Source organism: Fontimonas thermophila (assembly GCF_900113085.1).
In the GTDB taxonomy this organism is placed as follows: domain Bacteria; phylum Pseudomonadota; class Gammaproteobacteria; order Nevskiales; family Nevskiaceae; genus Solimonas; species Solimonas thermophila.
In genome coordinates this window covers 1-25095 of sequence record NZ_FOOC01000006.1, presented here as the reverse complement: position 1 = coordinate 25095, position 25095 = coordinate 1, and the positions used below count along the sequence as shown (strand labels likewise).

22 protein-coding genes and 1 pseudogene are annotated in these 25095 nt (G+C 66.2%); 11 read left to right on the top strand and 12 right to left on the bottom strand.

The annotated features are described in order from the left end of the window. Positions 1-12: 12 nt before the first annotated feature. Complete coding sequence (locus BMZ48_RS07360; RefSeq protein WP_091533460.1) at positions 13-2592, top strand: efflux RND transporter permease subunit; 2580 nt, start codon at positions 13-15, stop codon at positions 2590-2592. Between the two features lie 24 nt (positions 2593-2616). Here BMZ48_RS07360 and BMZ48_RS07355 read toward each other — a convergent pair whose 3' ends face one another. Next, positions 2617-3468, bottom strand: a complete 852-nt coding sequence (locus tag BMZ48_RS07355; RefSeq protein ID WP_091533459.1) for a MerR family transcriptional regulator — start codon at positions 3466-3468, stop codon at positions 2617-2619. Positions 3469-3673: 205 nt separating this feature from the next. On the opposite strand from BMZ48_RS07355, the gene BMZ48_RS07350 reads away from it, so the two are divergent. Beyond that, complete coding sequence (locus tag BMZ48_RS07350) at positions 3674-4510, top strand: metal-dependent hydrolase (RefSeq protein ID WP_200769559.1); 837 nt, start codon at positions 3674-3676, stop codon at positions 4508-4510. Between the two features lie 13 nt (positions 4511-4523). On the opposite strand, the gene BMZ48_RS07345 is transcribed toward BMZ48_RS07350, so the two are convergent. The 7 genes from BMZ48_RS07345 to BMZ48_RS07315 all read right to left on the bottom strand — a co-directional run bounded on the left by BMZ48_RS07345 (position 4524) and on the right by BMZ48_RS07315 (position 11406). Further along, on the bottom strand, positions 4524-5732 hold the full coding sequence (locus BMZ48_RS07345; RefSeq protein ID WP_091533458.1) for an acyl-CoA dehydrogenase family protein: 1209 nt from the start codon (positions 5730-5732) through the stop codon (positions 4524-4526). A 10-nt stretch (positions 5733-5742) separates the two neighbouring features. Beyond that, the gene (locus BMZ48_RS07340) at positions 5743-7038 is read right to left on the bottom strand and encodes an acyl-CoA dehydrogenase family protein (RefSeq protein ID WP_091533624.1); all 1296 of its coding nucleotides are present in this window, start codon (positions 7036-7038) and stop codon (positions 5743-5745) included. Positions 7039-7055: 17 nt separating this feature from the next. Next, a complete protein-coding gene (locus BMZ48_RS07335) occupies positions 7056-7544 on the bottom strand; it encodes an SRPBCC family protein (RefSeq protein WP_091533621.1) in 489 nt (162 codons plus the stop codon). Positions 7545-7655: 111 nt separating this feature from the next. Continuing rightward, on the bottom strand, positions 7656-9470 hold the full coding sequence (locus BMZ48_RS07330) for a long-chain-acyl-CoA synthetase (RefSeq protein ID WP_091533457.1): 1815 nt from the start codon (positions 9468-9470) through the stop codon (positions 7656-7658). Between the two features lie 121 nt (positions 9471-9591). Beyond that, positions 9592-10047: a hypothetical protein gene (locus BMZ48_RS07325; protein WP_143383657.1), complete on the bottom strand. Its 456-nt coding sequence runs from the start codon at positions 10045-10047 to the stop codon at positions 9592-9594. 108 nt (positions 10048-10155) lie between these two features. Then, on the bottom strand, positions 10156-11073 hold the full coding sequence (locus tag BMZ48_RS07320) for a hypothetical protein (RefSeq protein WP_143383656.1): 918 nt from the start codon (positions 11071-11073) through the stop codon (positions 10156-10158). 78 nt (positions 11074-11151) lie between these two features. After that, on the bottom strand, positions 11152-11406 hold the full coding sequence (locus BMZ48_RS07315; RefSeq protein ID WP_143383655.1) for a hypothetical protein: 255 nt from the start codon (positions 11404-11406) through the stop codon (positions 11152-11154). 308 nt (positions 11407-11714) lie between these two features. Here BMZ48_RS07315 and BMZ48_RS07310 point away from each other — a divergent pair, with 308 nt between their 5' ends. The 4 genes from BMZ48_RS07310 to BMZ48_RS07295 all read left to right on the top strand — a co-directional run bounded on the left by BMZ48_RS07310 (position 11715) and on the right by BMZ48_RS07295 (position 16208). Then, positions 11715-12785, top strand: a complete 1071-nt coding sequence (locus tag BMZ48_RS07310) for an OmpA family protein (protein WP_091533453.1) — start codon at positions 11715-11717, stop codon at positions 12783-12785. A gap of 45 nt (positions 12786-12830) precedes the next feature. Then, positions 12831-13691: a hypothetical protein gene (locus BMZ48_RS07305; protein WP_091533452.1), complete on the top strand. Its 861-nt coding sequence runs from the start codon at positions 12831-12833 to the stop codon at positions 13689-13691. Between the two features lie 312 nt (positions 13692-14003). Then, complete coding sequence (locus BMZ48_RS07300; RefSeq protein ID WP_143383654.1) at positions 14004-15200, top strand: hypothetical protein; 1197 nt, start codon at positions 14004-14006, stop codon at positions 15198-15200. A 177-nt stretch (positions 15201-15377) separates the two neighbouring features. After that, the gene (locus BMZ48_RS07295) at positions 15378-16208 is read left to right on the top strand and encodes a UDP-2,3-diacylglucosamine diphosphatase (RefSeq protein ID WP_091533450.1); all 831 of its coding nucleotides are present in this window, start codon (positions 15378-15380) and stop codon (positions 16206-16208) included. Positions 16209-16231: 23 nt separating this feature from the next. Here the strand turns inward: BMZ48_RS07295 and BMZ48_RS07290 are convergent, their stop codons facing one another. Both BMZ48_RS07290 and BMZ48_RS07285 read right to left on the bottom strand, forming a co-directional pair. Beyond that, complete coding sequence (locus BMZ48_RS07290) at positions 16232-16870, bottom strand: DNA-3-methyladenine glycosylase family protein (protein ID WP_091533449.1); 639 nt, start codon at positions 16868-16870, stop codon at positions 16232-16234. A gap of 123 nt (positions 16871-16993) precedes the next feature. Continuing rightward, on the bottom strand, positions 16994-18058 hold the full coding sequence (locus BMZ48_RS07285; protein WP_159431113.1) for a porin: 1065 nt from the start codon (positions 18056-18058) through the stop codon (positions 16994-16996). A gap of 160 nt (positions 18059-18218) precedes the next feature. Between BMZ48_RS07285 and BMZ48_RS07280 the strand changes: the two genes are divergently transcribed. From BMZ48_RS07280 to BMZ48_RS07265, 4 genes are read left to right on the top strand one after another with little or no spacing between them, the layout of a single operon-like run. Beyond that, entirely contained in the window at positions 18219-19397 is a 1179-nt protein-coding gene (locus BMZ48_RS07280) for a vWA domain-containing protein (protein WP_091533619.1), read from the top strand. Positions 19398-19424: 27 nt separating this feature from the next. Beyond that, complete coding sequence (locus tag BMZ48_RS07275; RefSeq protein ID WP_143383653.1) at positions 19425-21197, top strand: metallophosphoesterase family protein; 1773 nt, start codon at positions 19425-19427, stop codon at positions 21195-21197. Positions 21198-21230: 33 nt separating this feature from the next. Further along, complete coding sequence (locus tag BMZ48_RS07270) at positions 21231-21632, top strand: MAPEG family protein (protein WP_234981558.1); 402 nt, start codon at positions 21231-21233, stop codon at positions 21630-21632. After that, entirely contained in the window at positions 21629-22306 is a 678-nt protein-coding gene (locus tag BMZ48_RS07265) for a SanA/YdcF family protein (protein ID WP_091533445.1), read from the top strand. Before BMZ48_RS07270 ends, BMZ48_RS07265 begins: the two co-directional genes overlap by 4 nt. 143 nt (positions 22307-22449) lie before the next feature. Here BMZ48_RS07265 and BMZ48_RS07260 read toward each other — a convergent pair whose 3' ends face one another. Beyond that, positions 22450-24276, bottom strand: coding sequence for a DUF1302 domain-containing protein (locus BMZ48_RS07260; protein ID WP_091533443.1), 1827 nt, complete (start codon positions 24274-24276; stop codon positions 22450-22452). A 15-nt stretch (positions 24277-24291) separates the two neighbouring features. Further along, positions 24292-24786 carry a hypothetical protein gene (locus BMZ48_RS13015; protein WP_091533441.1) on the bottom strand — a complete coding sequence of 165 codons (495 nt, stop codon included), beginning with the start codon at positions 24784-24786 and terminating at the stop codon, positions 24292-24294. A 46-nt stretch (positions 24787-24832) separates the two neighbouring features. On the opposite strand from BMZ48_RS13015, the pseudogene BMZ48_RS07250 reads away from it, so the two are divergent. Further along, positions 24833-25095, top strand: a pseudogene (locus BMZ48_RS07250) (IS481 family transposase); the annotation flags it as partial.

The window sequence follows — 25095 nt, the reverse complement described above, 5'->3', positions numbered from 1 at the left end:
GGGGATATCGACATGGCTGGAGCCGCCATCAGCGGACCGATCACCGAACGCATCCTGCGCGTCGTCGAGCCGATCGTCTATGGCCGGCGTCATCTGACGCACGCGATTCTGATCGCACTGACTGCCTTCTTCCTGGTACAGACCTTCCGGCTCGAACCGGACGCTGGCTGGCTCAAGTCGGTGCCGCTCAACCATCCGTACATGCAGAAGTTCCGCGAGTACTACCGCGACTTCGGCGGCGCCAATACGGTGCTGTTCGCGCTGATCCAGAAAGAGGGCGACATCTACAACCCACACTTCATGGACATCCTCCAGAAGGCGACCGATGACGTCTTCTTCACGCCCGGCGTGGACCGGGCGCGCGTGATGTCGCTGTTCACGCCCAACGTCAACTACGTCGAGAACGTCGAGGGTGGACTGTCCGGCGCCACCGTGATCCCGCCGGACTACCAGCCCACCCCGGAAATGCTGGAGAAAGTGCGATCCAACGTCGCCAAGGCCCAGGTCATCGGCCGGCTGGTCACCAACGACCAGCGCGGCGCGATGATCATGGCCGAGCTCCTCGAGATCGATCCGCGCACCGGCGAGAAGCTCGACTACCGCGAAGTCGGCAACTACCTCGAACAGTTGCGCGCAAAGTATGAAAAAGACGGGATCACCGTTCACATCATCGGCTTCGCCAAGATCGTCGACGACATGACCAAGGCGTCGCTGGAAATCGCCGCCTTCTTTGGTCTGACGCTGGTGATCACCGGCATCCTGCTGTGGTTGTACTGTGGCTCGTTTGTGCTCGGGCTGATCCCACTGGGCTCGTCGATCATCGCCGTGATCTGGGAAATGGGTCTTTTGCGGACCCTCGGCTACGGCCTGGATCCATTCGCCATCCTCGTTCCCTTCCTGATTCTCGCAGTCTCGGTGAGCCACGGCGTGCAGTACGTCAACGCCTGGGTCGATGAGATCCATGCCGGCCGCTCCAACTACGATGCGTCCCTGGAGACCTTCCGGCGCCTGGCCATCGCCGGCACCATCGCGCTCGCCACCGACGTCGCCGGGTTTGCGACGATCTACCTGATCGAGATCCAGATCATCCGGGAGATGTCGATCAACGCCGTGCTCGGCGGACTTGCGATCATCGTCGCCAACAAGCTGTTCGTGCCGATCTGGCTGACGATGATCCGCATCAAGAACGTCGATGCCTTCATCGCGCGGCAGAACAAGCGCGACGCCGTCCTCGACAAAGCCTGGTGGTGGATGTCCGGCGTGACGCGCACTCCCGTGGCGGCTGCGGTCATCGTCGTCTGCGCCATCGTCGCCGGCTGGTCGTTCTGGGCGGCCAAGGATCTCAAAATCGGTGATGCCCTGAAGGGCGTGCCCGAGTTCCGTCCGGATTCGCGCTTCAACCAAGACTTCAACGCGATCACCGACAACTTCCAGATCGCCGTCGACATCTTCAAGGTCATCGCGGAAACACGCCCCAACGGCTGCATCGACTATGAGCTGATGGAACAAGTGGACCGCTTCGCCTGGCAGATGGAAAACACCGCAGGCGTGCAATCCACACTGTCGCTGCTGACCTTCGCCAAGCTCGTCTATCAAGGGTTGTCCGAAGGTCGCCTCAACGCACTGGTGCTCCCGCGCAACCAGTACGCACTGGCCCAGGCCACCGCACTGGTGCCGACCAGCACCGGATTGCTCAACGACGACTGCGACGCGCTCGCCGTCTTCATGTTCACCAAGGACCACCGGGCGGAGACGATCAGCCACATCGTGGACGAGGTGAAGAAGTTCAACGCCGCCAACCGCGAGGATTTCTTCGCGCGCCATCCCGAGGTCACTCCCGAGTACTGCGACCGCAAGTACGCCGCATTCCAGGCTTACAAGAAGGCCCATGCGCGCGTCTTCGAGCTGGTGGACCAAAGCGGCATCGATGCCGAGGCGCAGCGCGCCGCCAGCGCCGAGCGCGACCGCCTGCTCGCCGAATACGAAGCCTTCGACCAGAACTGCCCGGTCAATTTCGCCCTCGCCACCGGCAATGTCGGCGTGATGGCGGCGACCAATGAGGTCGTCAAGGACAAGGAAAGCGAGATCGTGCTGTGGGTCTACGCCGTGATCCTGGTGCTGCTGTGGCTGTCATTCCGCGACTGGCGCGCGATCGCCTGCATCGTCATCCCACTGGCGCTGGTGTCGCAGTTGGGCTATGGCGTCATGGCCACACTGGATATCGGCATGAAAGTGGCGACGCTGCCGGTGCTGGCCCTGGCCGTCGGCATCGGCGTCGACTACGGCATCTACGTCTATGGCGTGATGATCAGCGCTCTCAACGAAGGCAAGTCCCTGCGTCAGGCCTATTACGAGACGCTGCGCAGCACCGGCAAGGCCGTGATCTTCACCGGCGCGACGCTGGGCGCCTCGGTGCTGACCTGGCTGATATCCGAGCTGCAGTTCCAGATCGACATGGGCCGGCTGCTGCTGTTCATGTTCACTGCAAACATGCTCGGCGCCATCTTCGTGTTGCCGGCGATCGCATCTTTCCTGTACCCGCATGCGCCGCGGGACCAAGCCCAGCCGGCCGGGGACCGCCCAGCATCCTGAAACGATCCTGCGGGTACCTGCGGCTTATGCGGTACCCGCTCTCTTTGCCGCCTTGCGCCCCGGCTGCGAGAGCCGGTCGAGAATGGCGGCAAGCCGGTCGCCCAGATGGCGTGTCGCCGCGAGCTCCATCGCGCGCGCAACCTCGGCATGCACCGCCATCTCGACCAGCGGACGCAGACGCCAAATGATGCGGCCGAGCTCCGGCGCGTCCTGCGGTGGCGGCAGCGCCTTGCCATAGCGGTCGAACAGGTAATGCTCGACCAGTTGCACCATGCGGTCGGCTGCTTGCTCCACGTTCGCGCGCAGTTGGGCGACGACGTCGAGCATTTCATCGAGGGGAATGCCGGCCTTCACCAGCTCGGCACCCGCCTGGATCATGCGCGGGCTTTGCGCGCGAAAGCGCGCACCCTCGGGCACGAGGATTTGCAGGTCCGCCGCCTTGACCAGCCAGCGCAGATCGAAATGGCCGCCGAACATCTCGACCAGTTCGGCGAGCGAATAGTCCCGGGGGACTTCGTCGGTCCACGGGCTCGACACCGCAGACTCCAGCCCGAACAGGCCGTTCAGGTCCGAACCGCGCTCCCAGGCCTCCAGCAATTCCCCGATGCTGCTGAGCGTGTAACCGCGTGCAAGCAACTGACCGATGATGCGCAGCCGGGACAAATGCCCCTCGTTGTAGACACCGATGCGCCCGCGCCGCTCGGGCGGCGGAATCAATCCGCGGTCCTGGTAGGCGCGGATGTTGCGCACCGTCGTGCGCGCCGCGCGCGCCAGTTCGGCAATGCTGTATTCCAGCGCCGGACGCGCAGGATCCCCAGCTACGGCTGGCGGCTGTTGCTCCCCCGCCGGGTTCTTCGATCTTCGTGCATTGGCCATCCGGTCATGATAGCCGACAGCCCCGTCTCGAGAATCCACGTCAACCTTGCCAGCATTCACTGACAAGGTTTCCCGGCAGCCGCGGAGAAGTCTGCTCAAAACAAGCCGCCCCCGCCGGCGCGGCAGCGGCAGCCACGGGATTGACAGGCCGGCGGTTATTTGACATCGTTTGATGTAACAATTACCTCAAGCACGGAGCACGATCATGCAGCCGATCCGCCGCGACATCCGCTTCCAGCTCGACCCCGCCCGTGTCTGCGACTGGCATCCCGATGACCGCAAGATCACGCACTTCTACAACGCGCTGTCGATCTTCTTTCCGGAAGGCGAGCGCTTCTTCATCCACAGCGTGCGCCACTACCGCGACCGCATCGCCGATCCGGAATTGCAGGCTGCCGTCACCGCGTTCATCGGCCAGGAAGCGATGCATGGGCGCGAGCACAGCGACTACAACCGCGCGCTGGTCGAGGCCGGCCTGCCCGTTCAACAGCTCGAGGGCATCGTCATCCGCCTGCTCGAGCGCCTGAAGCGACGCCTGCCGCCGCAACTGCAACTGTCGGCGACGATCGCACTCGAACACCTGACCGCGATCATGGCCGACGCGCTGCTGCGCAACCCGCACTTCATCGAAGGGGCGGATCCGCGCTATACGGCGCTGTGGCGCTGGCATGCACTCGAAGAAACCGAGCACAAGGCGGTTGCCTTCGATGTTTACGACTCGGTGTTCGGGCGCGGCGTGCGCGCTTATGTGGTGCGCGCGATCGGGCTGCTCGGCGCCTCGCTGGTGTTCTGGCCGCTGGTGTTCGCCTTCCACCTGCGCCTGATCGCGGCCGACCGCAAGACCCCGCGGCTGCGCGGCTGGGGACGCATGCTCGCCTTCCTCTACGGCCCCCGCCGCGGCCTGTTCCCGAAGCTGCTGCGGCCGTGGCTGGATTACTTCCGGCCCAGCTTCCACCCCTGGGATCACGACAACCGCGCGCTGCTGCGCGAGGTCGATGCGGTCGTCGCCGCCGTGGACGGCAGGCTGCCCGCAGCCGCGTGATGCGGTTGCGGGCTTACTTCAATTCCGCGGAGGTCTTGCCGAGCAGGCGGCGCGCGACGATCAGCTGCTGGATCTGCTGGGTGCCTTCGAAGATGTCGATGATCTTCGCATCGCGCGCCCATTTTTCCAGCAGCTCGGTCTCGGCATAGCCGAGCGCGCCGCACAGCTCCACGCACTTGAGCGCGATCTCCACACAGCTGCGGCCGGCCTTGGCCTTGGCCATCGAAGCCTGTAGCGAATTGGGCTTACGGTTGTCGGCCATCCAGGCTGCCTGCAGGGTCAGCAGACGCGCGGCCTCGAAGTCGGCCTCCAGCCGCAACAGTTCGGCGGCGGCGGCATGCTGCGCGTAGGCCGGCCGGTCCGGATCGAGATCGACACCGGCCTGCTGCAGCAACTGCCGCGTCTGCTCGAGGCAGGCGCGCGCCAGCCCCACCCCCATCGCCGCAACCAGCGGGCGGGTGTTGTCGAACGTCTGCATGACGCCGGCGAAGCCCTTGTCGGTGCGGATTTCCGGATCACCGAGCAGGTTTTCCTTGGGCACACGGCAGTCGCGCAGTGCGAACTGCGCGGTATCGGATGCGCGGATCCCGAGCTTGTGTTCGAGCCGCACCAGCTCGAGCCCTGGTGTGCCTTTCTCGACGACGAAGGACTTGATCGCTGCGCGGCCGGCGTTGCGGTCGAGCGTGGCCCAGACCACGATCAGATCGGCCCGCTCGCCGGCAGTGACGAAGATTTTGTCGCCATTGAGCACGTAGTGATCGCCGTCGAGCCGTGCCGTGGTGCGGATTGCCGCCGAATCCGATCCGCAGTGCGGCTCGGTGATGGCCATCGCCGCCCATTTGCCCTTGAAGCGCTCGAGCTGCTCATCGGTGGCGACGCTGGCGATCGCAGCATTGCCCAGACCCTGCCGGGGCATGGTCAGCAGAAACCCGACATCGCCCCAGCACAACTCGATCGTGCCGAGCACGGTCGCCAGGTTGCTGCCGTTGCGGTTGCCGGTGTCGCCATCGCCAGAACGGCGCACCCCGGCTGCGCCGGCGCCCTCGCCGCTGCCGCTGGCGTTCATGCCATCGAGCAGGGCACCGAGCATGTCCAGTTCTTTGGGATATTGGTGCTCGGCGCGGTCATAGCGGCGCGAGTTGGGCCGGAAAATTTCCTCGGCGACGCGGTGCGCCTGCTCGACGAGCATGCGGAACTTCTTCGGGGTTTCGAGATTGATCATCGCGTATCCCTCACACCAGCAGCACGCCTTCCATCACTGCGGCAGCGCGCAGATCGCGGTACCAGCGTTCGACCGGATGTTCCTTGACGAAACCGTGTCCACCGAGCAGTTGCACGGCCTGCGAGCCGATCATCATCCCCTTGTCGGCGCACAGCCGCCGGGCGAGCGCAGCCTCACGGGCAAAATCCAGCCCTTGCTCGGCGCGGCTGGCCGCGCGCCAGGTGGCAAGCCGCATGCCTTCGAGCTCGATCGCGATGTCAGCGACGGCGAACGCAACCGACTGCCGGTGACTGATCGGCTCGCCGAACGCGACGCGCTCGTTGACGTACGGGATGACATAGTCAAGGGCCGCCTGCGCGGTGCCGACCGCGAGTGCACACCAGCCCACCCTGCCCAGGCGCAGACAGTCGCGGTAGATCGCCGCGTCGGCCTGACCGAGCAGGGCATTTCCCGGAAGCCGCACACCCTCCAGATGCAGCCGGGCGGTCGATGCCGCGCGCAGCCCCATCGCGGGGTCCGGCTCGACGCTGAGCCCCGCGCTCGACGATTCGACGATGAACAGCGCCGGCCCCTGGCCTTCGAGCTCGGCCGCGACGACGAATAGCTCCGCGGCCTGCGCACGCGGCACCAGAGCCTTGACGCCGTCGAGCACATAGTCGGTGCCACTGCGGCGGGCGCGTGTCTGCAACACCAGGGGATCGAACAGCGGCCGCGGTTCGAGCACGGCCAAGGCCGCGGCCGGCGCTCGTTCGCCGACGAACGCGGGCAGATACGTCGCCTGCTGATGTTCGTCGCCCCAGAGCACGAGCGCCGTCGAAACCGCAACCGGCGCCAGGGCCGCCACCGCAAGCCCCATGTCGCCCTGCGCGAGCGCCTCGGCGATCAACACGTTGGTGATGGCCGAACGCTCGCCGCCGACACCGCCCAGCGCCTCGGGAATCGCCATCTGCGCGATTCCCAGCTCGGCGATACCCGCGAGGATGTCGTCGGGTGCGGCGCCCGCCGTGTCCGCGCCCTGCGCGGCCGGCCGCATGCGCTCGAGGGCAAACCCGAGCGCGGCCTCGCGCAGCATCTGCTGCTCCTCGGTCGGCGTCAGATCGAACAATGCGGGCGCTTGCGCCGGCGCCGGCCGCACCGGCGCAAGCAGTTGCTGCGTCGCGCGGAAACGGCGCGCCAGCGCGCCTGCGGTGCGAAAGCCGAGTTTTGCGCCGTGGAAGAGCACGCGCTCGGCGGGCTTGCGCAAACCGAAGCGGTCGACCCACGGCAGACCCGCGAACCGGTTGAGCGCCCGCAACCCCAGTCCCATCGCCTTGCCGCTGATGCTCATCGTCGTGTTCCGCTATCGCTCAAGATCAATGCATCGCGCGTCTGTTCGAGAAACACATCCACCAGCCGCGTGAACGTGCCCTGGATGAACGGCGGCGCGACCAGGCGGTACATGAACGGCACCGGCACGTCGCGCAGCTCGCCGCGCACATCGAAGAACAGCCGCGTGGACGGCCCGCGCTCTTCGAGCCGCATCTGGCCTTCGATCGTCGCATTGCCATGCCCAGGCAGCGGCTCCCAGCGCAGCACACCGGCGCGCAGATCGACGTGGTAGCGCGCCGCATAGCTGACCTCGTGCGCGATCCCCGCAGTGCGCGATCCGATCGGCGCCATCTCCCACAGGTAAGTGTTGGGGGCCAGCGCCGTGAGCTTGCGCAGCTTGGGGAAACGGCGGATCGCGCTTTCGTAATCCTGCAGCAGGGTCCGCACGCGCTCACCGGGCGCCGGCACCTCGACGCTGCGCGCGATGCTGATGCTGACCTTCATGACCATCTCGCTTGACTACCTGCAGTGAGCATGGCAGTTGCCGCCCCCCGCGCCTTTGGCCGCCAGAACAGGCGCATCTGCGACGCGGCCAATCGCGAGTAACCGGTGTGCTCAGAACCGCAGCTCGCCGGCGACGATCGCGGCGTAGAGTTCCGGCGTCAGCGGTTCGTAGCCGGATTTGCGGTCGCGTAGCACGAACAGGGGCTCGTCGATACGGCCGGGATCGAAGCCCTCACGCTTGAGCTCGACCTTGCGCGCCTTGAGCGTCGCCGTCAGCGTATGCGCGCGGCGGATACGCACAAACAGCGGCACCGCATACGGCGGCAAGACCTGCACGAGGTGCTGCGCCAGCGCCTGCATCAACGCGGCGTCGGGCGCACGTTCGAGGGTGAGCGCCGCCATGCCGGCGCGGCCGTCGGCGTGCGGGACCTGCACGCCATAGACCACGGCCTGCCCGACGCCGGGGAAACCGGCGAATGCTGCCTCGACCTCGGTGGTCGCCACGTTCTCGCCCTTCCAGCGGAAGGTATCGCCAAGACGGTCCACGAACTGGATGTGGCGAAATCCCTGATCGCGCACCAGATCGCCAGTATTGAACCAGCAATCACCGGGCTTGAAGACGTTGCGCAGCAGCTTGGCGGCGCTGGCTGCCTCGTCGGTATAGCCGTCGAACGGCGCCTTGTCGGTGACCTCCGTGATCAGCAGACCCACCTCGCCGCGCCGCACCTTGCGCATATAGCCATCGGCGCCGCGCAGCGGTGCCTCGCTGTCGGCGTCGTAGGCCACGATCGCAAACGGCAACGGGCAAAACCCGGCGGTGCGCGCAAGACCAAAGCCGTTGGCAAAGGCGAGATTGCTCTCGCTGGCGCCGTAGAACTCGCAGATCCGCTCAATCCCAAAGCGCGTCTGGAAAGCTTCCCAGATTTCCGGGCGCAAACCATTGCCGACGATCACCCGCACGCGGTGCGCGCGATCGTCCGGCGACGGCGGACGGTTGAGCAGATAACGGCACAGCTCGCCGATGTAACAAAACGCCGTCGCATCATGCCGGCGGATCTCGTCCCAGAAACGCGAGGCCGAGAATTTGCGGCCGAGTGCGAGCGCTGCACCGCTGCCGAGCACCGCGCCCCAGGACACGGTCAGGGCATTGTTGTGGTAAAGCGGCAGACAGCAATAGAGCACGTCGTCGCGCTTCAGGCGCAGCGTCGCCTGGCCCAGACCCGCCATGCCACGCAGCCAGCGGTAATGGGTCATCACCGAAGCCTTGGGCAAACCCGTGGTCCCGGACGTAAAGATATAAAAGCAAGGGTCGCGCAGTTTCACCAGGGCGGTTTCCGGCGGATCGGCGTCGTCCGCCCCGGCGGTCAGGGCACGCAGGTCGATCCAGCCCTCGGGGCAAGGTCCGTCGCCGTCGTAGAGTCCGCACAGCCCGCCGACCCGGCCCGGGACGTAACCGCAATCCTGCAGAGCCTCGAGACATTCCGCGCCGGCGATGAGCACGCGCGCCCGGGTCAACCGCAGACTGTGTGCGAGCACCTCGCCGCGCTGCTGGTGGTTGAGCATGCCGGCGATCGCACCGAGCTTGACCGTGGCCGCGACACAGGCCAGGACCTCGGCACGGTTCTCCATGAGGATCGCCACCGCCTCGCCGCGGCGCACGCCGTGGCGGCGCAGCACGGCGGCGATGCGGTTGGCCCAGGCGTTGAACTCCGCGTAAGTCCAGCACCGATCCTCAAAGCGCAGGGCCAGTGCCTGCGGCTGCCGCCGTGCGAGCGTGGCGAGCACGCTGCCGATCGAATGCGCCTTGTCCGGCTTGAGTAGCGCCAGGTTGAGCAGGCCGCGCTGGACGGTCAGCGCATCGGGCAATCCCTTGAGCGCACCGCGCACGAGATCACGGAAACGCACGATATCTTCGGAACGGCGCATGGGCGTCCTGGCTCCTCGACTGATCCGACACAAAGCCAGCAGACTGCGCGGATGCATGCGCACGTGCAAGGGCTGCGCCGACGCCGGCGCGTGGCGGCATTGCCAGCGTACCCGCGGGCGTTCAGCCGACCGGCTCCACCGCCAGTGGCGAAGCCGTGCGCACCGTTGCCCGCAGCCAGGCGAAGAAGCGCTCGCGCAGCGCAGGCTGCGCCCGACCCAGGCGCGCCTCCTCCTGGGCCACGGCCAGCAGGCGGCCCATCACTTCGTCCAGGATGGAATCGGGCCGGGCAATGCCGCAGTGGATCAGCTCGGAGCGCAGCATCAGTCGCACCGGCACGAGCAATCCCCGCTGCGGATGATCGGGCCGCGCATACGTCGACCAGGGCACTGGCTGCTCGCCGGCCTTTGTTTCCAACGCGGCGTACCAGAACACCTCGATGGCCAGTTCCAGGCGCTGCACGCCTGGACGCATCGCCAGCGTCACCCTCAGCACGCGGTTGCGTAGCGCCTCGAGAAAACCGCGCGCGTCGAATCCGGTGTGCAAAACCTCCTGCGGCGACGAAGTGACGCCCATCATGGACTCGTGGATATGCAGCAGACGGCAGACGACGCACGATTCTCGCCACAGCGCCGCCACCGGCGCATGCCCCCAAATGGGGCGGGCAGCGGGTCCGCGCGGACCGGATCAGGCGGCGACACGATGCGCGTCTCCGGGATGTGGCACCAGGCGTGACAGCGCCAGCTCGCGTGCAAGCGCGAGCGTCTCGACATAGCCGCAGGCACGCAATCCCCCGCCCGTCATGGGCACCGCGGCCAGCGGTTCGAACTGCGCCGGCGCCTGCCGACCCAGGCGACCGGCACAGCGTTGTCCGCTGCCGGCTTCGACGGCCACCCAGCCGAACGCAAGGGCGGCGTAGCGCTCGCCGAGGCGGCGCAGCACGCCCACTGGCGCACCATCGACGGTTTCGAACTGATAAACCGCCAAGCAGACATCCGCCGCCACGCGCTCGACGTGGTGCGTGACCCGCTGCGCATCCTCGGGCGTGCCCCAGTGGCGCCGGCACCAGCTACGGCCCGCGTAACGGTAAGACCCCTGCAAGACCCGGTACGGCGGCAAGACGATCCGCGCCAGCGAAAACCCCTCGCGGAACGGCCCGCCGGCGGCTGACGCACGCACCGCCGCGGCCACATCACCGGGGCGCCGTGCGAGCAAACCCCGCATGAAGTACCTGCAATACGCGCTCGAGATATGCCACAAACTGCGGAAATGGCGTGCGATGGCGCCATCCTCGATCAGATGCCGTGCCTCGACTTCCTCGCAGGCGCGCAGCACGTCCTCGATATCCAGCGTCTCGATGCGGCGTCCGCAACGACGCAGTGCGAGATAAACGACCTCGCGCTCGACTTCCTCGGCAGAGCGCCAGGGCAGCACCTGGGCATGACCGAGCACCCGCTGCAGGGGCTGTATCTCAGCCTCGTGGCCGGCGGCGACGAGGACGTTGAACCACAGCCGCTGGGCAGCGGCATCCTCGGCCGCACACGCGGCCCACGTGGCAGGGGTGGGCGAAAAACGGGCGGACTGCGCGCAAGCATCACGGCTCATGCCGCGACTGTACGGCCGCACGACAGCGCACCGGCCGTGGCACCATCCGGCCGGCTCACATCGGCGGACGAACGGCGGCTAGTTGGACTCGCCGTGCGGTCTGCGCCGGCCGGCACGCTGCACGGTGATGCTCACCGGTGCCGGCATTCGCGGTCGGATACCGAACTGCGGCGCGCGAAACGACGGATGATGCACGAGCGAGTCGTCCGGATCCCACGGCTGGAGATCCGCGGGCGATGCGCGTTCACCGGCATCGCCCTGCTGCGGGGGCGGCGCGGAGGGCGCGGCAGGGCGCTTGCGCAGCATCGCAGCGGTGATTCGGGGTTTGGTCATGGATGCATCGAAAAACCGGCGGCTTTCTCTTAAGGGGCCGCCAAGGGCTGCGCACCATATCACCTTTGGCATCGCCGCGGCAGATCCGTCCACACGATGCGCCTTCAAGTCCACGAATCGTCAGGGAAACCCTGATCCATCAGACGGATTTCTCCGACAGCTCTGGTCGCATCCCGGCTGGCGCGGGCACAAGTCCATACCGCTTATAATATAAAACTCTGGCATAACGCCGTGCCGCACGGTGACCAGGTTCGGTGGATCCGCGTGTTCCCCTGCGGCACGCCCCCCAACTGTCCAGGGAATCCCGCATGAAAACGAAAACGACACCATCCGCCTGCATCGCCGGTGCACTGGTTGCGGCCGCATCGGTCACGGCGTTCGCCCAGACCACTTCGCAACTGGTCGCCCCCGCCCATCTCGCCGCCCTCGGGACCTACACCCTCGCCGACGACCAGCGCGGCAGCAATGATCTCGACTATGCCACCGGCATCCATTTGCTCTACGGACAGATGTTCGAGAACAGCCGCTGGGGCTACGAAATCGGTTACTTTTTCGACAATTTCGAAACCGACAAGACGGTTTCGGTCGATTACTACCGGCACGGGCTGGGGCTCGACGCAACCTATGCCTTCGGCGACCGCAGCGCGTTCACGCCCTATCTGATCGCCGGCATCGGCGGCGCCTACAACGACGCCTTACCAGACAGCCAGGATGACTGGTCCTGGTTCGTCAACGCAGGCGTGGGCTTTGTCACCAAGCCAGTGACCCGGCGCGGCCAGATCCGCATCCGCGGTGAGGGCCGCTATGTCTACGATGACTTCGGTGAAGGCTATGCCGAGCCGCGTCTTGCCCTGGGCATCGAAATCCCGCTGTTCGAGGAACGCGAAATCGCGCTACCCCCGATGCGCGAGGAAACCCGGGTCGTACAAGTCCCCACCGGATTGCTCGACACCGATGGCGACGGTGTGATCGATGAGAAAGACCAGTGTCCCGACACACCCGCCGGCGATCGCGTCGACGGCAACGGCTGCACCCTGGAAAAGATCATTGAACTCAAGGGTGTGACCTTCGAGTTCGACAAGACCCGCCTGCGTCCGGATGCCCAGACCATCCTCGACTGGGCGGTCGAGATCCTGAAGAAGTATCCGGACATGCAGGTGGAGATCGCCGGCCACACCGACAGCATCGGCACGGAGACCTACAACCGGCGGCTTTCCGAGGCCCGTGCGCAGGCCGTGAAGGATTACTTCGTCGAGCACGGCGTGCCGGAGACGCAGCTCAGCGTGAAGGGGTACGGCGAATCCGAGCCTCGCGCCAGCAACGACACCGCGGAAGGCCGCGAGCGCAACCGTCGCGTCGAACTGCGCATCCTCAACTGAGCAGAACGCCCGCTCGATCAACCATCAACCGAAGAACACCGGACCATGAACACCCATCGACTGATCAAGACCTCTCTGGCCGTGGCGCTGCTCACGCTGGGGATCGCGGGCTGCCGGGCCGACAGCGACGGCTCGCTGACGGCTGGCCCGAATGGCAATGGCACGGCGCCGGTCGATCCGGACGACGGCATCGACGACAACGGCAACCCCACGGGAGACGGCGGCAATACCGATACCGGCTTCCCCAACGACGGCAGCGTCGATGGCGGCACCGTCGTCGAGGGCGACACCCCGATCGCCGGCGACGGCACCAACGGCCGTTTCATCTGCACGGCGACGGCGCAGTCGTTCTTTGGCGCGACGACCTCGGTCGGCGCCAACGGCCTGGTCGGCGGCCCGCTGACCGATCTGCTGAACCTGCTCGGCGGCGCCAGTGCGACGGCCCTGCTCAACAGCGTCCGCGACAAGGAGCTGGCGATCGACGGCACGCTGCGCACCGCATCGACGTTCACACTGACCGCCAGCCTGCTCGGCGGGATCGTCGACAGCGTCGACCAGACGATCCGTCTGCCGAACGGCACCCGTGTGAACGCGGGCGATTACGCCGTCTTTGCCGTCTCGTTCCCACCGGGGCTGCTCAACTTGGGGCTGCTCACCTCCGTCACAGTGACGACCTATCTCGGCGACGCACAGCAGGAACCGCCGGTGACACTCGATGCCACGGCGCTCGACCTGCTCGGTCAGGGCGTCGCCGGCCCGCGGTATGCCTTCATCGGCCGCAAGGTCACCCGCCCCTACGACCGCGCGACGATCGGCCTGCAGGCGGATCTGCTCGCCGCAGACATCGGCGAAGCCATGTACGTCCACGAACTGTGCACTGGCGGCCGCATCATCAGTGCGCCCTGAGCGCCGCGCCGCGATGCACGAAGCACCCGGCTACGGCCGGGTGTTTTTTTGCCCGACGCTTTGCACGGCGCTCGCCGCGTTTCCGGGTTCTCCCCGACGGCATCCCTGACGATCCGTGTCGGAAAAAGCCGGAAGCGGCCATTGCTCGGCCGACGAAATGCAGCCAGCAACGGATCGATGGCATTGACAACAGCCGAAACGACCGCTGAGGAACGCAATGCGACCGTTCGCGGCAGGATCTGCGCTTTCCTACACCCTCCCTTCGTAAGGTGGTGACGCGCAAATCCAGCGTGCTCATTTCAGGGAGCAGTCATGTTCAAGCGATGCATGTATGCCGTCACGATTGGCAGCTTCATTCTCCTGGCCGGCTGCGGCGGAGGCGGATCGGATCCGTCGAACAACGGTCCGCGGCCGGGCGGTGGGGATATCGCTGTCCAGCGTGTCCAGGGTCCGCTCGACCCATTGCAAGATCAATTGAGCGACGCGGTCTTCAGCCCGCTGGGCGATACGCTCGCAGGCACGCCGCTCGCAGGCGTGATCCGCTGCACCGACGCAACGGTCACCTACGGCACGCTCGACATCGCGGATGCCCTGCTCGCCGCGTTGCAGTCTGGCGCAGCCGCACCGACGCCCGATCCCGCACGGCTCACCGCCGCGCTGCAGACGCTCGCGGTCAGCCTGCAAGGCCTGCTCGAAGCGCTCGCCGGCGATGCCCAGGCCTGTCTGACCGGCTCGCTGCCGGCCAGCAGTCTGGGCAGCAATCCGCTCGCCGGCACGCCGCTGGCGCCGCTGGGCGAGCAACTCGCCCCGATCCTTGCACAGATCGCCGCACTCGGTAGCGGCAGCAGCGGCACGGGAGGCGGCGGCGTACAGCTCAACACCCTCGCCCAACTGTTCGATCAGCTGCACGCGGCGCTGCAGCTGGCGCTTGCACAAATTCCGGCGCAGGCACAGGCCGCACCCGTCGTCGGCGGGGCGCTGGATACGCTCTCGACCGCGCTCGACGACACCCGCAGCCTCGTGCATGCAGTGATCGCCTACGACAGCAACGCGACGCGCACAGGGCTTCAGCACCTGCTCGACCACGCCCTCGTCGGCCTGCTCACCCACGTCGTGCCGCTGCGCACGATCGAAGAGCAGGCAGGCCAGCCCGGCGTCATTTCCGGCCGGATCGAATCGGCGGCGGCACAACTCGCCACCCAGGTCGCCACCGTGGCCGGCACCGTCACCGCGCCGGTGTTCGCGCAACTGCTCGCTGGCGCGCTGGATCCGGTGCTCGGCCCAATCGAGAACGAACTGCTGCCGACCCTGCTCGGCGCGCTCGCCGATGCGCTCGCCAGCGGTGGACTCGACGATCTCAGCGGCATCTTCGCCGGGACCCCGCTGGCGTCGGTCGTCAACCTCGTCGACAGCCTGCTGGGCACACTCCTCGGCGGCCTGCCAGGCGGCGGCACCACTTGCCCGTTCGCCGGTCTGCCGCTGTTGTCCCTGCTCTGCGGACAGGCGTAAATCCCTGCGCGCCCACGCCGGGCGCCACCGGCCGGTGGCGCCCGGTTTTTCATGCGCGCAATCCGGCGGCCGGCCCAGCACCTCGCGCGGCCGGGCACACACCCATCGCCACCTGTCATCCCCGCTTCATCCGGCTGTCATGTGCCGATCATCTTGTGCTGCGATCCTACCGGCGCCATGAACGGCCAGCCCACACCCATCTCCGGCAAGCGACGCTACCGCACGATCTGGATCTCGGACGTGCATCTGGGAACGCCCGGCTGTCAGGCGGATCATCTGGTCGATTTTCTCAAGCAGCACGAGTGCGAGCGGCTGTATCTGGTCGGCGACATCATCGACGGCTGGAAGCTGCGCACGGCCTGGTACTGGCCGCAGGAGCACACCAACGTCGTGCGCAAGGTGCTGACCAAGGCCAAGCGCGGCACCCGGGTGATCTACGTCACCGGCAACCACGACGAGTTCCTGCGCAAGTTCGTCGGTTACCGGCTCGAGATCGGCCACATTGCCCTCGTCAACGAGGCCGTGCATGAGACCGCGGACGGCCGGCGCCTGCTCGTCACGCACGGCGATGCCTTCGACGTGATCACGCGCTATCACAAATGGATCGCGCTCGCCGGCGACGCTCTCTACGAGGGCACGATGCGCTTCAACTTCTGGTTCAACCGGGCGCGGGCGATGCTCGGCATGCGGTACTGGTCGCTGTCGGCCTTCGCCAAGCAGCACGTGAAGGCCGCGGTGAACATCGTCTCGGCGTTCGAGACCTCGCTGGCACGCGAATGCCGCCGGCGCGGTCTGGATGGCGTCGTCTGCGGACACATCCATCACGCCGAGGTGCGCAGCATCGACGGCGTGGCCTACTACAACTGCGGCGACTGGGTGGAGTCGTGCACGGCCCTGGGCGAGGACATGAACGGGCGCATCGAGGTGATCCGCTGGACGCGGATCGATCACGGACAGTCCTCGGCCAAAGTCACGCCGCTGCGCCGCGGTCGTGCGGTCGCGGCCTGAATGACCGGCGGGCAAACCGCCGCTCAATCCCAGGTCTGGGTGTCTGGATCGGCCAGGCGCCAGAGATACCAGCTCGCCACCGACCGGTAGGGTGCCCATGTGCGCGTGATCTTGAGCGTACGCGCATCGGACAGCCGGCGGCCGTTGCCATAGAGCGTGTCGACGCCGCGGCGCAGGCCCAGATCGTCCATCGCGAAGATGTCGAGGCGGTGCAGGGCGAAGATCAGAAACATCTCCGCGGTCCAGCGGCCGATGCCGGGCAAGGCATCGAGCTGGGCGATCGCGGATTCGTCGTCCATCGCGCGCAGCCGGGCGAAATCCAGGGCCCCGCTCGCCGTCGCCGCGCCCAGATGCTGCAACCACCTCGCCTTGGAATGCGACAGCCCGCAGGCGCGCAGCGCCTCGGTTGAAGCCTCGGCCAGACGCTCGGGGCGGATACGGCCACGCTCGCCAAAAGCAGCCGTGATGCGGGCCAGGATGGCATCCGCCGCGCGGCTCGAAATCTGCTGGCTGACGATCGAGGCGCACAGCACCTGAAATGGTTCGCGCCGACGGGCGGCGAGCTGGCAGGGGCCATAGCGCGCGATCAGGCCGCCGATGACGGGGTCGACCTCGGCGAGCCGACGCTCGGCCAGACGCAGGGTCTGATGAATCGAAGGCATGGATGGGCGGTTGGTGCGACGTCCGCCGCCCAAGCCGGAGCGGCGCGGGGACGATCCACAACAAAACAACGCGGACGGGGCGTCGCGGCCCCGTCCGCGCCGGTACCTCGCCGGATCAGACGCTCACAGCGTCTTGGAGCCCTTGAAGCGAACGGTGTACGTCGCGCCCACGGCCAGGTTGTTCGACTGCTCGGGGGCAGCATCGCGGTCGGTGTAACGCGCGGCCGCATACACCTCAAAGCCCGTGAACAGCTTGTGGAAGACACCGAGTGTCGCGCTGTTGCCTTCGAACGGGGTGTTGTCGGTGTACCCCAGCGCCAGGGCCACGCGCGTCTGCTCGGTCAACCCCAGCCAGCCGGCGGCGAACACATAGTCGCGATCGGCGGCGCCGGACTTGAGATCCAGCGGCTCCCAGGAGGCACTCAGCCCCCAATCGTTGCGCCCATACGCGGCATACACCCGCGTCGCCTTGACCGCACCGCTGCCAGGAATGCCGATCGCCGAGAAGTTCGCAGATGAGCGCACATCGAGATACTGCACGCCGGCGGTGGCCTCGCCGCCCATCCAGTCGCCGCTCCATTCGGCGCCCAGACCATAATCGTGATCGTCCGCGGGTGCGGGATTTTCGTTCATGAAGAACGCCGCATTGACACGCAGCCCGCCGAACGCCGGCGAGACATAGGCGAGCTGGTTGGCGACAAAGCCATTGCCGCGCGCATCGCTGGTCAGCGCGGAAAGGCCATAGCTCGGCCCGCGCACGACGGCCGTGGCTGCGCCAAAGGCCGCACCGTTGATCGTGCCGACGGCGGTGTTGTAGAAGGGGTCGAGGGCCTCGCCGGAGAGCTTGTACGCCGTCGGCGCGCGGCCATAGAGCGCGGTACCGACCGGCGTCGAGACGCGCACATAGGACTGACGCACCAGATCCGCGTTGCTGACGCTATCGGCATCGAGGGCGCGCTCGTAAACCAGTGTCGCCGAGTACGCCCCCTCGCGGGTGGTCAAGGCCACGCCGGCGTGCGAGTTCGTGTCATCGAAAAGATTGCTGCGCGGCGCCGCGCCCTTGTCGTCATAGTGGCTGTAGGCATAGCCGAGATCGGCATACACCTCGCCTTCGACCGTGGCTGCCGCCTGTACGGCCGCCGGCAGCACCGCCAGCGCCAAAGGCGCGAGTCCAATCGTCTTCGACATCCTCATCCAAGCATTGATCCGTTTCATCTTGTTCTTCCCCAGTGGTTCCGAGCAGAAGTGCTCGCCGACGGATCATACGCGATACGTGGCCCCATGGATACACACGGCACAGCGCCGGATGCGCCGCTACAATGGCCCAGGCCTGCAAGCGTGCGCTGCCGTGCTCTTGAGCTTTTTCTTCACTCTGCGAGCTGCCGGACTCAAACCGTCCTTGAGCGAGTTTTTGACGCTGCTCGAAGCGCTGTCCAGGCATGTGGCGATTTTCTCTCTCGAGGATTTCTACCATCTGGCGCGTGCGGCGCTGGTCAAGGACGAAACTCAGTTCGACCGCTTCGACCGCGCCTTTACCGCGTATTTCAAGGGGGTCGAGACGCTCACCGGCGAGCTGTTCGGGGACATCCCCGAGGAATGGCTGCGCAAGATGGCGGACCGCCATTTCAGCGACGAGGAAAAAGCCAAGATCCGGGCGCTCGGCGGACTCGACCAGTTGATCGAGACGCTCAGGCGACGGCTGGAAGAGCAAAAGGGCCGGCACCAGGGCGGCAGCAAATGGATCGGCACCGGCGGCACTTCGCCGTTCGGCCACGGCGGCTACAACCCCGAGGGCATCCGCATCGGCGGTCCCGGCGGGCAGCGTTCCGCCGTCAAGGTCTGGGAGCGGCGCGAGTATCGCAATCTCGACGACTCCGTCGAGCTGGGCACGCGCAACATCAAGCTCGCGCTGCGCCGGCTGCGCCGCTTCGCGCGCGAGGGCGCCCCTGCGGTGCTCGACCTCGACGACACCATCCAGGCCACCGCGCGCAACGCCGGCTACCTGGACATCAAAATGGTCCCGGAACGGCGCAACGCCGTAAAAGTGCTGCTGTTTTTCGACGTAGGCGGGTCGATGGACCCGCACGTGCGCGTCTGCGAAGAACTGTTCAGCGCGTGCAAGACCGAGTTCAAGCACCTTGAGTATTTTTACTTCCACAACTTCCTCTACGAGGCGGTGTGGAAGGACAACGCGCGCCGGCATTCGGAGAAAATCCCGGTGTTCGACATCCTCCACAAGTACACGCCGGACTACAAGGTGATCTTCGTCGGCGATGCGACGATGAGCCCGTATGAGATCGTGCATCCCGGCGGCAGCGTGGAACACTGGAACGAAGAGCCCGGCGCCGTCTGGTTCAAGCGTGTGCTGGATGTCTTCCCACATCTGGTCTGGCTCAATCCCGAACCGGAATCGCACTGGGACTACACCCCATCGATCCAGCTCACCCAGGAACTGCTCGGCAAAGCGCGCATGTTCCCACTGACCTTGTCCGGGCTGGAGCAGGCAATGCGCCGGCTGGCGCACTGACCGCGCAACCGACGCAGGGAGACGATGATGACAGCCACCCGACCCAGCGCGATGCTCGGCATCGCACTCATGCTCGCCGCCTGCGGCCAGGGCGACGGCAAGCCCCGCGCGCCGGTACAGCCAGCCGGCGGCAGCGCGCGGTGCGCCGCGATCGCTGCCGAGGACTACGTCACCCGCACCGAGCTCGCGCCTGGACAGCGGCGCGACGACGCTCGGCTCGTACTGCGCTTCGTGCAGTTCAGCGACGACCACATCCTCGACGACGACGGCCAGGCGATCAACGGCGCCTCCATCCTCGACCCGCTACACCCGAGCTTCGAGGCGGCGCAGCGGCTGCAGGAGGAGTACACCGATGAAGTACTCAACGACATGATCATCCAGGTCAACGAGTGCCACCGGCAGTATCCGGCCGAATTCATGATCGTCACCGGCGACAGTGCCGATCTGACCACCGTCGCCGAAACCCGGCGGTTCATCGACAACCTCGACGGGCGCTTCGATCAGATGAGCGCCTTCGAGACGGCCTGCGTGGCCGCACTGGGCGCCGGGGCTTCCGCCGAGCAGATCGCGCTGCAGTGCACACGTTTCACCGGCCGCGGCGTCGCCGACACGCAGACCCCCGACCCGGATCCGTCGGATCCGAGCTTCCAGCTGATCCTCAGCCGCAGCCTGCGCCAGCTGCTCGCCACCGAGCAGGCTGCGCTGGCCGGGCGTGCCGCCGACGGTTCCACCGACCCGGCACGGCAGACGGCGACACGCTCGCCGGGCTTGCCCGAGGTGCTGCGCTGCAATGCCGGTCCCGGCTGTGCCAATGTCGCCCTGCAGATGCCGTGGTATGTCGCTTTCGGCAATCACGACGGCTATCTGCGCGGCACTGTCGCGCTGGTGCTCGGCGTCAATGAGCTGTCGCAGCTCACCGGGCGCCATTACATGTTCGATGCGCACGAATTCATCGACGAGTTCTTCTTTACCCAACCCATCCCCGGGCCGGTCGGCCATGGCTTCAACTTCGCCGACATGGCGCGGCGCCTCGACGACGACCGGCGCAACGATGGCCATTACGCCACCGACGCCGCTGGCGGATCCGTACGCCTGATCGTGCTCAACACGATCATCGATGGCGTCGACCCACGCATACCGCTCGACGTGCTGCGCAACCCGTTTGCCCTGTCCGACGGCTCGATCGACCGCGCCCAGTTCGACTGGCTCAAGAACGAGCTGGCGATGTCGTGGGCGCGTGGCCAACTCGCGCTGGTGTTCTCCCACCATCCGGATTTGACGTTCGCCGAGTACGGCATGTTCTCGAGCCTCGTGCCGATCGAGGTCACCGCCGCCGAACTCGACGCCGAACTGGCGAGCTGGCCTCACCTGATCGCGTGGATCGCCGGACATACGCACCAACACCGCATCCGCGCGTTCAAGGTCGAAACCGGCATCGGCCGCAATGGTACCGTCGAAGTTCCGGTCCAGTGCAAACGGGAGGGTGCCTGCAGCGGTTTCTGGCAGATCGAGACCGCCTCGCTGATCGATCATCCACAGGAACAACGTCTGATCGAAATCTTCGACAACGGTGACGGCACCGGCACGATCCGCGCCTCGGTGCTGCAACACCGCTTCGAACGCGCCAAGGCGCTGGCTGCGGCCGACGATCGCTGCGCGCTGTATTTGAGCGATCCCGCGGCGGTCGCGGCTGCGATCAGCGAGGCCGGCCTCGCCGGATTGTGCCTGCAAGGTGGTATCCGCCCGGGCACGCCGGGTGACCGCAACGTCGAGCTGATGTTCCGCATGCCGGACCGGTAGAATGCGACCGTCCACCCAACGGAGAACACGGATATGAGCGGCATGATGGCGCTGGTCGGGTTCGCGGCATGGACGCTGGTGTTGGTTGCGCTCGTCGTGGTCTGGCGCGTGATCGAGGTGCTGCGCGGCAAACCCGCCAACAGCTGGACGCGTGGCGCCGCCGCGCAAACCCCGGATTTCGTCAAGCGCGCCGAACATGCGCACCTCAACTGCCTGGAGAACCTGCCGGTGTTCGCGGTGATCGTGCTCGTCGCACAGGCCATCGGCAAATCGCCGATGGTCGATGCCGTCGCCGCCTGGGTGCTGTATGCGCGCATCGCCCAGAGCGTCACCCACCTGGTCGGCACCTCGCATATCCTCGTGCTGATTCGGGCGACGTTCTTCGCGATCCAGATCGCGCTGTTCGCCTATCTGCTGTGGGGTCTGGCCGCTTGAAGCCCTCGACACGTCGGCTGTTGCGCCGCTGGATCATCGGCGGCGCCGTCGCCTTTGTCCTGGTCGTGCTGCTGAGCAATCGCTGGGTCATCAACAGCACGGACGCCTATGTATTCAAGAGCTGGGCGCTGTTGCCGTTCAACGATGTGGGGCTGGTGCTCGGCACCAGCAAGTACCTGGAAAACGGCAGACCCAGCCCCGAATTCCGCGGCCGCATCGAGGCGGCCGCAGAGCTGTACCGCAACGGCAAGGTCAAGCATCTGATCGTCAGCGGCGCCAATCCGGACGAGACCTACAACGAACCGAGGTTCATGTATCAGGAGCTGGTCAAGCTCGGCGTCCCGGAGCGGGCGATCACGATGGACTTTGCCGGTTTCCGCACGCTCGATTCGATCGTGCGCGCACAAGCCGTATTCGGACTCGATCGCTTCACCGTTATCACCCAGCGCTATCACAGTTACCGCGCCGTGTTCATCGGCCGCAAACTCGGGCTCAACGTGGTCGCCTACCTCGCACCGGCGACCAGCGACGGCGGCATGGGGATGCGCAATCCACCGCGCGAAATCTTTGCGCGCACCAAGGCCGTGCTCGACATCTTTCTGCTGCGCACCTCGCCGCGTTTCCTCGGTGAACCACAACCGATCCGGATCTCGCCGGAAGCCGAGCAGACCTGAGCACGCAGACCAGATCCGACCGCGCACCCCCAGCATGCTCTTGATCCGTCGCGGGGCAGGTCGCGGCCATCCGGGCATGCGCCGGACATGAACGCGCAAAGGCCGGCAAGGCCGGCCTTTGCAGAGTGCCCGGCCGACCCGCTTCAGAACGAATACTTGACGACCAGATCGACGAAGTCGCGATCGGCCAGCAGGTTGCGGCGACCGGCTCCGAAGTAGTTGGTATAGCCGGCCTCGAACGACCATTCCTGCAGGTAGTGCACGGCCAGGGTGGTCGTGAGCATCATGCGGTCTTCGATGAAATTGGTGATCGGCGTCGGCGTCACGCCGCGCACGTCGTGATCGAACCGCAGGCCGGGTTCGACCCGCAATACGCCGAAAACGTTGTTGTACTGCGCCCGCACAACGAGCTTGTAGCCCCAGGAGAAATCCGTCGCATAGCCGCCGGTTTCCTGCGGCACGGCGGAGCCGAAGGCCGGCACCGTCGAGGCCGATACCAGCGCGGCGGTGGCGGCATCGCCCGGCGTGTAGGTGGCGGGTCCCTCGTAGCGCAGCACGCTCGACGGCGGCAGGTCATGGACGTACACGGCTCCCACCTCGCCGAGGAACAGGAGCTGATCCCACCCCGCCCAGGCCGACGGCCCGAACAGATAAGTCACGCCCAGGTCAGCCTGGCTGACGTCGTGCCGCCGCCAGCCGCGCAGATACTTGCCGCCGAGCGCGGAGCCGAAGGCCGGGGCCGGCGGCGGCGTCAGCTGGCTGGGCAAGCCGACGCCGGCGAGCAGAACCTCGACGTCGTCGATCTGCAGCGGCTGATCGACCTTGTAGCTGTATTCCCCCTGCAGCGACCAGTCACCGATCGCAGTATTGAACGACAGGCCGTAGAGCTGGATGTCCTCGGGGTATTCGATGAAATAACTGCCGGTGCTCGCCGGTGCCGCAAAGCTCGCCTTCGACGTGCCGCTGACCAGCGGTAGCCGGCTGTGGTAGTTCATCGCATACAGCGACAGGTCGAGGTCGTTGAGCGCCGGAATCAGGAAGCTGAGCTTGCCGCCGTACTGGCCGTCGTCGCCGGGCTTGCGGTCGGGCGCGCGCGGAATCGTCGTGCCGGGGAAGTTCTCCGGCGGCAGGCCGAAGGTGATGTTGGCGCGCTTGCCGCCGATGCCGGCGAAATCGTTCGTCGACCAGTAGGTGCCAGCGGCATCGATGGTCGTGTGATCCCAATCGAGCTGGTAGAACGCCTCGGCCGAGACACCCTCGAACAAGGTCATCGAGAACCAGGCCATCGACGTCGGCAGCAGCAGCTCCTCGATCTCGAACCCAGGAACACGCTGCTGGTTCTGGTCGAAGGTCAGAATGCTGTTGATGCCGTGCAGGACGAAGGTCGATTCGCCCCAGTTGATCACCTGGCGCCCGATCTTGAACGCGAGCTGACGGACGCCGAGATCGAGGCTGCCGAACACGTACGCGTCGAGCAGGTCGGCGTCGCTGCCGACGGCATCGCGCACCTCGGCGGTGCGCGCGTGGTAGACGGCGATCGGCACCTCCGACGGGCGGCCGGTCGGGGTCAACCCCACGCCGGGGTCCACCGCGCCGGGTGTGTAGTAGTTGTCGGGATTGAAGAAGTCGTAGTTGTGGAGACGGTCATTGAACAGATAGCTGCCGCGCACGAAGATCCCGAAAGCGCCCCTGGTCAGGGTCAGATCGGACGTGATCTTGGCGGCGGCGGAGACGACGTCGCCCGGATCGAATGCCAGGTTGCCGTCGTCGCTGTTCGTGGAATAGGCGTTGCCGCCATTGCCCTTGCCGACGAGATCCGGATCGCGTGAGGCCACGCGCCAGGCGACACCGGCCGACAGCTTGTTGTCGAGCTGGATGTTGACCCCGGCGCGCTCGGTGCTGAACGCCGCGACACTGCCGCTCGCCGTGCACAGGGACGCCGCGGCGAGCACGATGAGATTCCGCTTCATGTTGTCGTTCTCCTCTCAGTTCGCACAGGTGCCGAGCGCAAGCTGCGCACCGTTGCTGGCCAGATACACCGCTGTTTGTTTCTGCATCTCGCAGGTCACCAGGGGATTGGCGACCGGACTCAGGATCGAACCGTGATCGCCCTGGTTGAAACGCACGACGGCATCGATGCCGGCGGCATCGACCAGGGTCTGCGCCGCGAGCGGCACGTCATAACCGTCGAACTGTGTCGGTCCGGGCAGGAAGTCAAGCCCCATTACGCGCGCGAGCGGATCGGTGCCGGACAGCCAGGCGGAGATCGGCAGCGTGTCGATCGCCGGGCAGTTGGGGTCGCCGGCGATCGTGCAGTTGGGGACGACGGTGTCGCCGCGCACCTCGAACATCAGCGTGGCACGATGGGCCGTGGCCGCCGCGGCGTAGTTGATCGGATCGCCATCGTCGACGATGGTCTGGGCGAAGCGCAGGAAGGTTTCGTAGGTGTCGTGTCCCGGATGATTGGTTAATTGGTTCACGCCGTGGTTTACTCTTGGCGCGAGAGGTCATGCTGGAGCTGAAACGATGCATCTGAGGCTGCACAAGAACGCCACCACGACACCCAGGATCCGCGCCGAGATCCAGGTCAGCAAGGAGCCCATGAGGGTTCTGGCCCAGCGCTTTGGCGTGAGTGTCTCCACCATCGCTCGCTGGAAGAAGCGTGCATCGGTTCATGACGCCTCCCATACCCCTCATCGACTGCAAACCACGCTGACGCCGGCCCAGGAGTCCATCGTGCTCGTCTTGCGTAAAAGCCTGGGCCTTTCGCTGGATGACCTGCTGGCAGT

Excerpts from the sequence above, each read along its gene's own strand:
- BMZ48_RS07340 (WP_091533624.1), bottom strand. The coding sequence starts at position 7,038 with ATGGGACTGGGGTTGCGGGCGCTCAACCGGTTCGCGGGTCTGCCGTGG.
- BMZ48_RS07355 (WP_091533459.1), bottom strand. The coding sequence starts at position 3,468 with ATGGCCAATGCACGAAGATCGAAGAACCCGGCGGGGGAGCAACAGCCG.
- BMZ48_RS07300 (WP_143383654.1), top strand. The coding sequence starts at position 14,004 with ATGTTCAAGCGATGCATGTATGCCGTCACGATTGGCAGCTTCATTCTC.
- BMZ48_RS07290 (WP_091533449.1), bottom strand. The coding sequence starts at position 16,870 with ATGCCTTCGATTCATCAGACCCTGCGTCTGGCCGAGCGTCGGCTCGCC.
- BMZ48_RS07330 (WP_091533457.1), bottom strand. The coding sequence starts at position 9,470 with ATGCGCCGTTCCGAAGATATCGTGCGTTTCCGTGATCTCGTGCGCGGT.
- BMZ48_RS07310 (WP_091533453.1), top strand. The coding sequence starts at position 11,715 with ATGAAAACGAAAACGACACCATCCGCCTGCATCGCCGGTGCACTGGTT.
- BMZ48_RS07305 (WP_091533452.1), top strand. The coding sequence starts at position 12,831 with ATGAACACCCATCGACTGATCAAGACCTCTCTGGCCGTGGCGCTGCTC.
- BMZ48_RS07295 (WP_091533450.1), top strand. The coding sequence starts at position 15,378 with ATGAACGGCCAGCCCACACCCATCTCCGGCAAGCGACGCTACCGCACG.
- BMZ48_RS07270 (WP_234981558.1), top strand. The coding sequence starts at position 21,231 with ATGAGCGGCATGATGGCGCTGGTCGGGTTCGCGGCATGGACGCTGGTG.
- BMZ48_RS07360 (WP_091533460.1), top strand. The coding sequence starts at position 13 with ATGGCTGGAGCCGCCATCAGCGGACCGATCACCGAACGCATCCTGCGC.
- BMZ48_RS07335 (WP_091533621.1), bottom strand. The coding sequence starts at position 7,544 with ATGAAGGTCAGCATCAGCATCGCGCGCAGCGTCGAGGTGCCGGCGCCC.
- BMZ48_RS07260 (WP_091533443.1), bottom strand. The coding sequence starts at position 24,276 with ATGAAGCGGAATCTCATCGTGCTCGCCGCGGCGTCCCTGTGCACGGCG.
- BMZ48_RS07350 (WP_200769559.1), top strand. The coding sequence starts at position 3,674 with ATGCAGCCGATCCGCCGCGACATCCGCTTCCAGCTCGACCCCGCCCGT.
- BMZ48_RS07285 (WP_159431113.1), bottom strand. The coding sequence starts at position 18,058 with ATGTCGAAGACGATTGGACTCGCGCCTTTGGCGCTGGCGGTGCTGCCG.
- BMZ48_RS07345 (WP_091533458.1), bottom strand. The coding sequence starts at position 5,732 with ATGATCAATCTCGAAACCCCGAAGAAGTTCCGCATGCTCGTCGAGCAG.
- BMZ48_RS07325 (WP_143383657.1), bottom strand. The coding sequence starts at position 10,047 with ATGATGGGCGTCACTTCGTCGCCGCAGGAGGTTTTGCACACCGGATTC.
- BMZ48_RS07315 (WP_143383655.1), bottom strand. The coding sequence starts at position 11,406 with ATGACCAAACCCCGAATCACCGCTGCGATGCTGCGCAAGCGCCCTGCC.
- BMZ48_RS07275 (WP_143383653.1), top strand. The coding sequence starts at position 19,425 with ATGACAGCCACCCGACCCAGCGCGATGCTCGGCATCGCACTCATGCTC.
- BMZ48_RS07320 (WP_143383656.1), bottom strand. The coding sequence starts at position 11,073 with ATGAGCCGTGATGCTTGCGCGCAGTCCGCCCGTTTTTCGCCCACCCCT.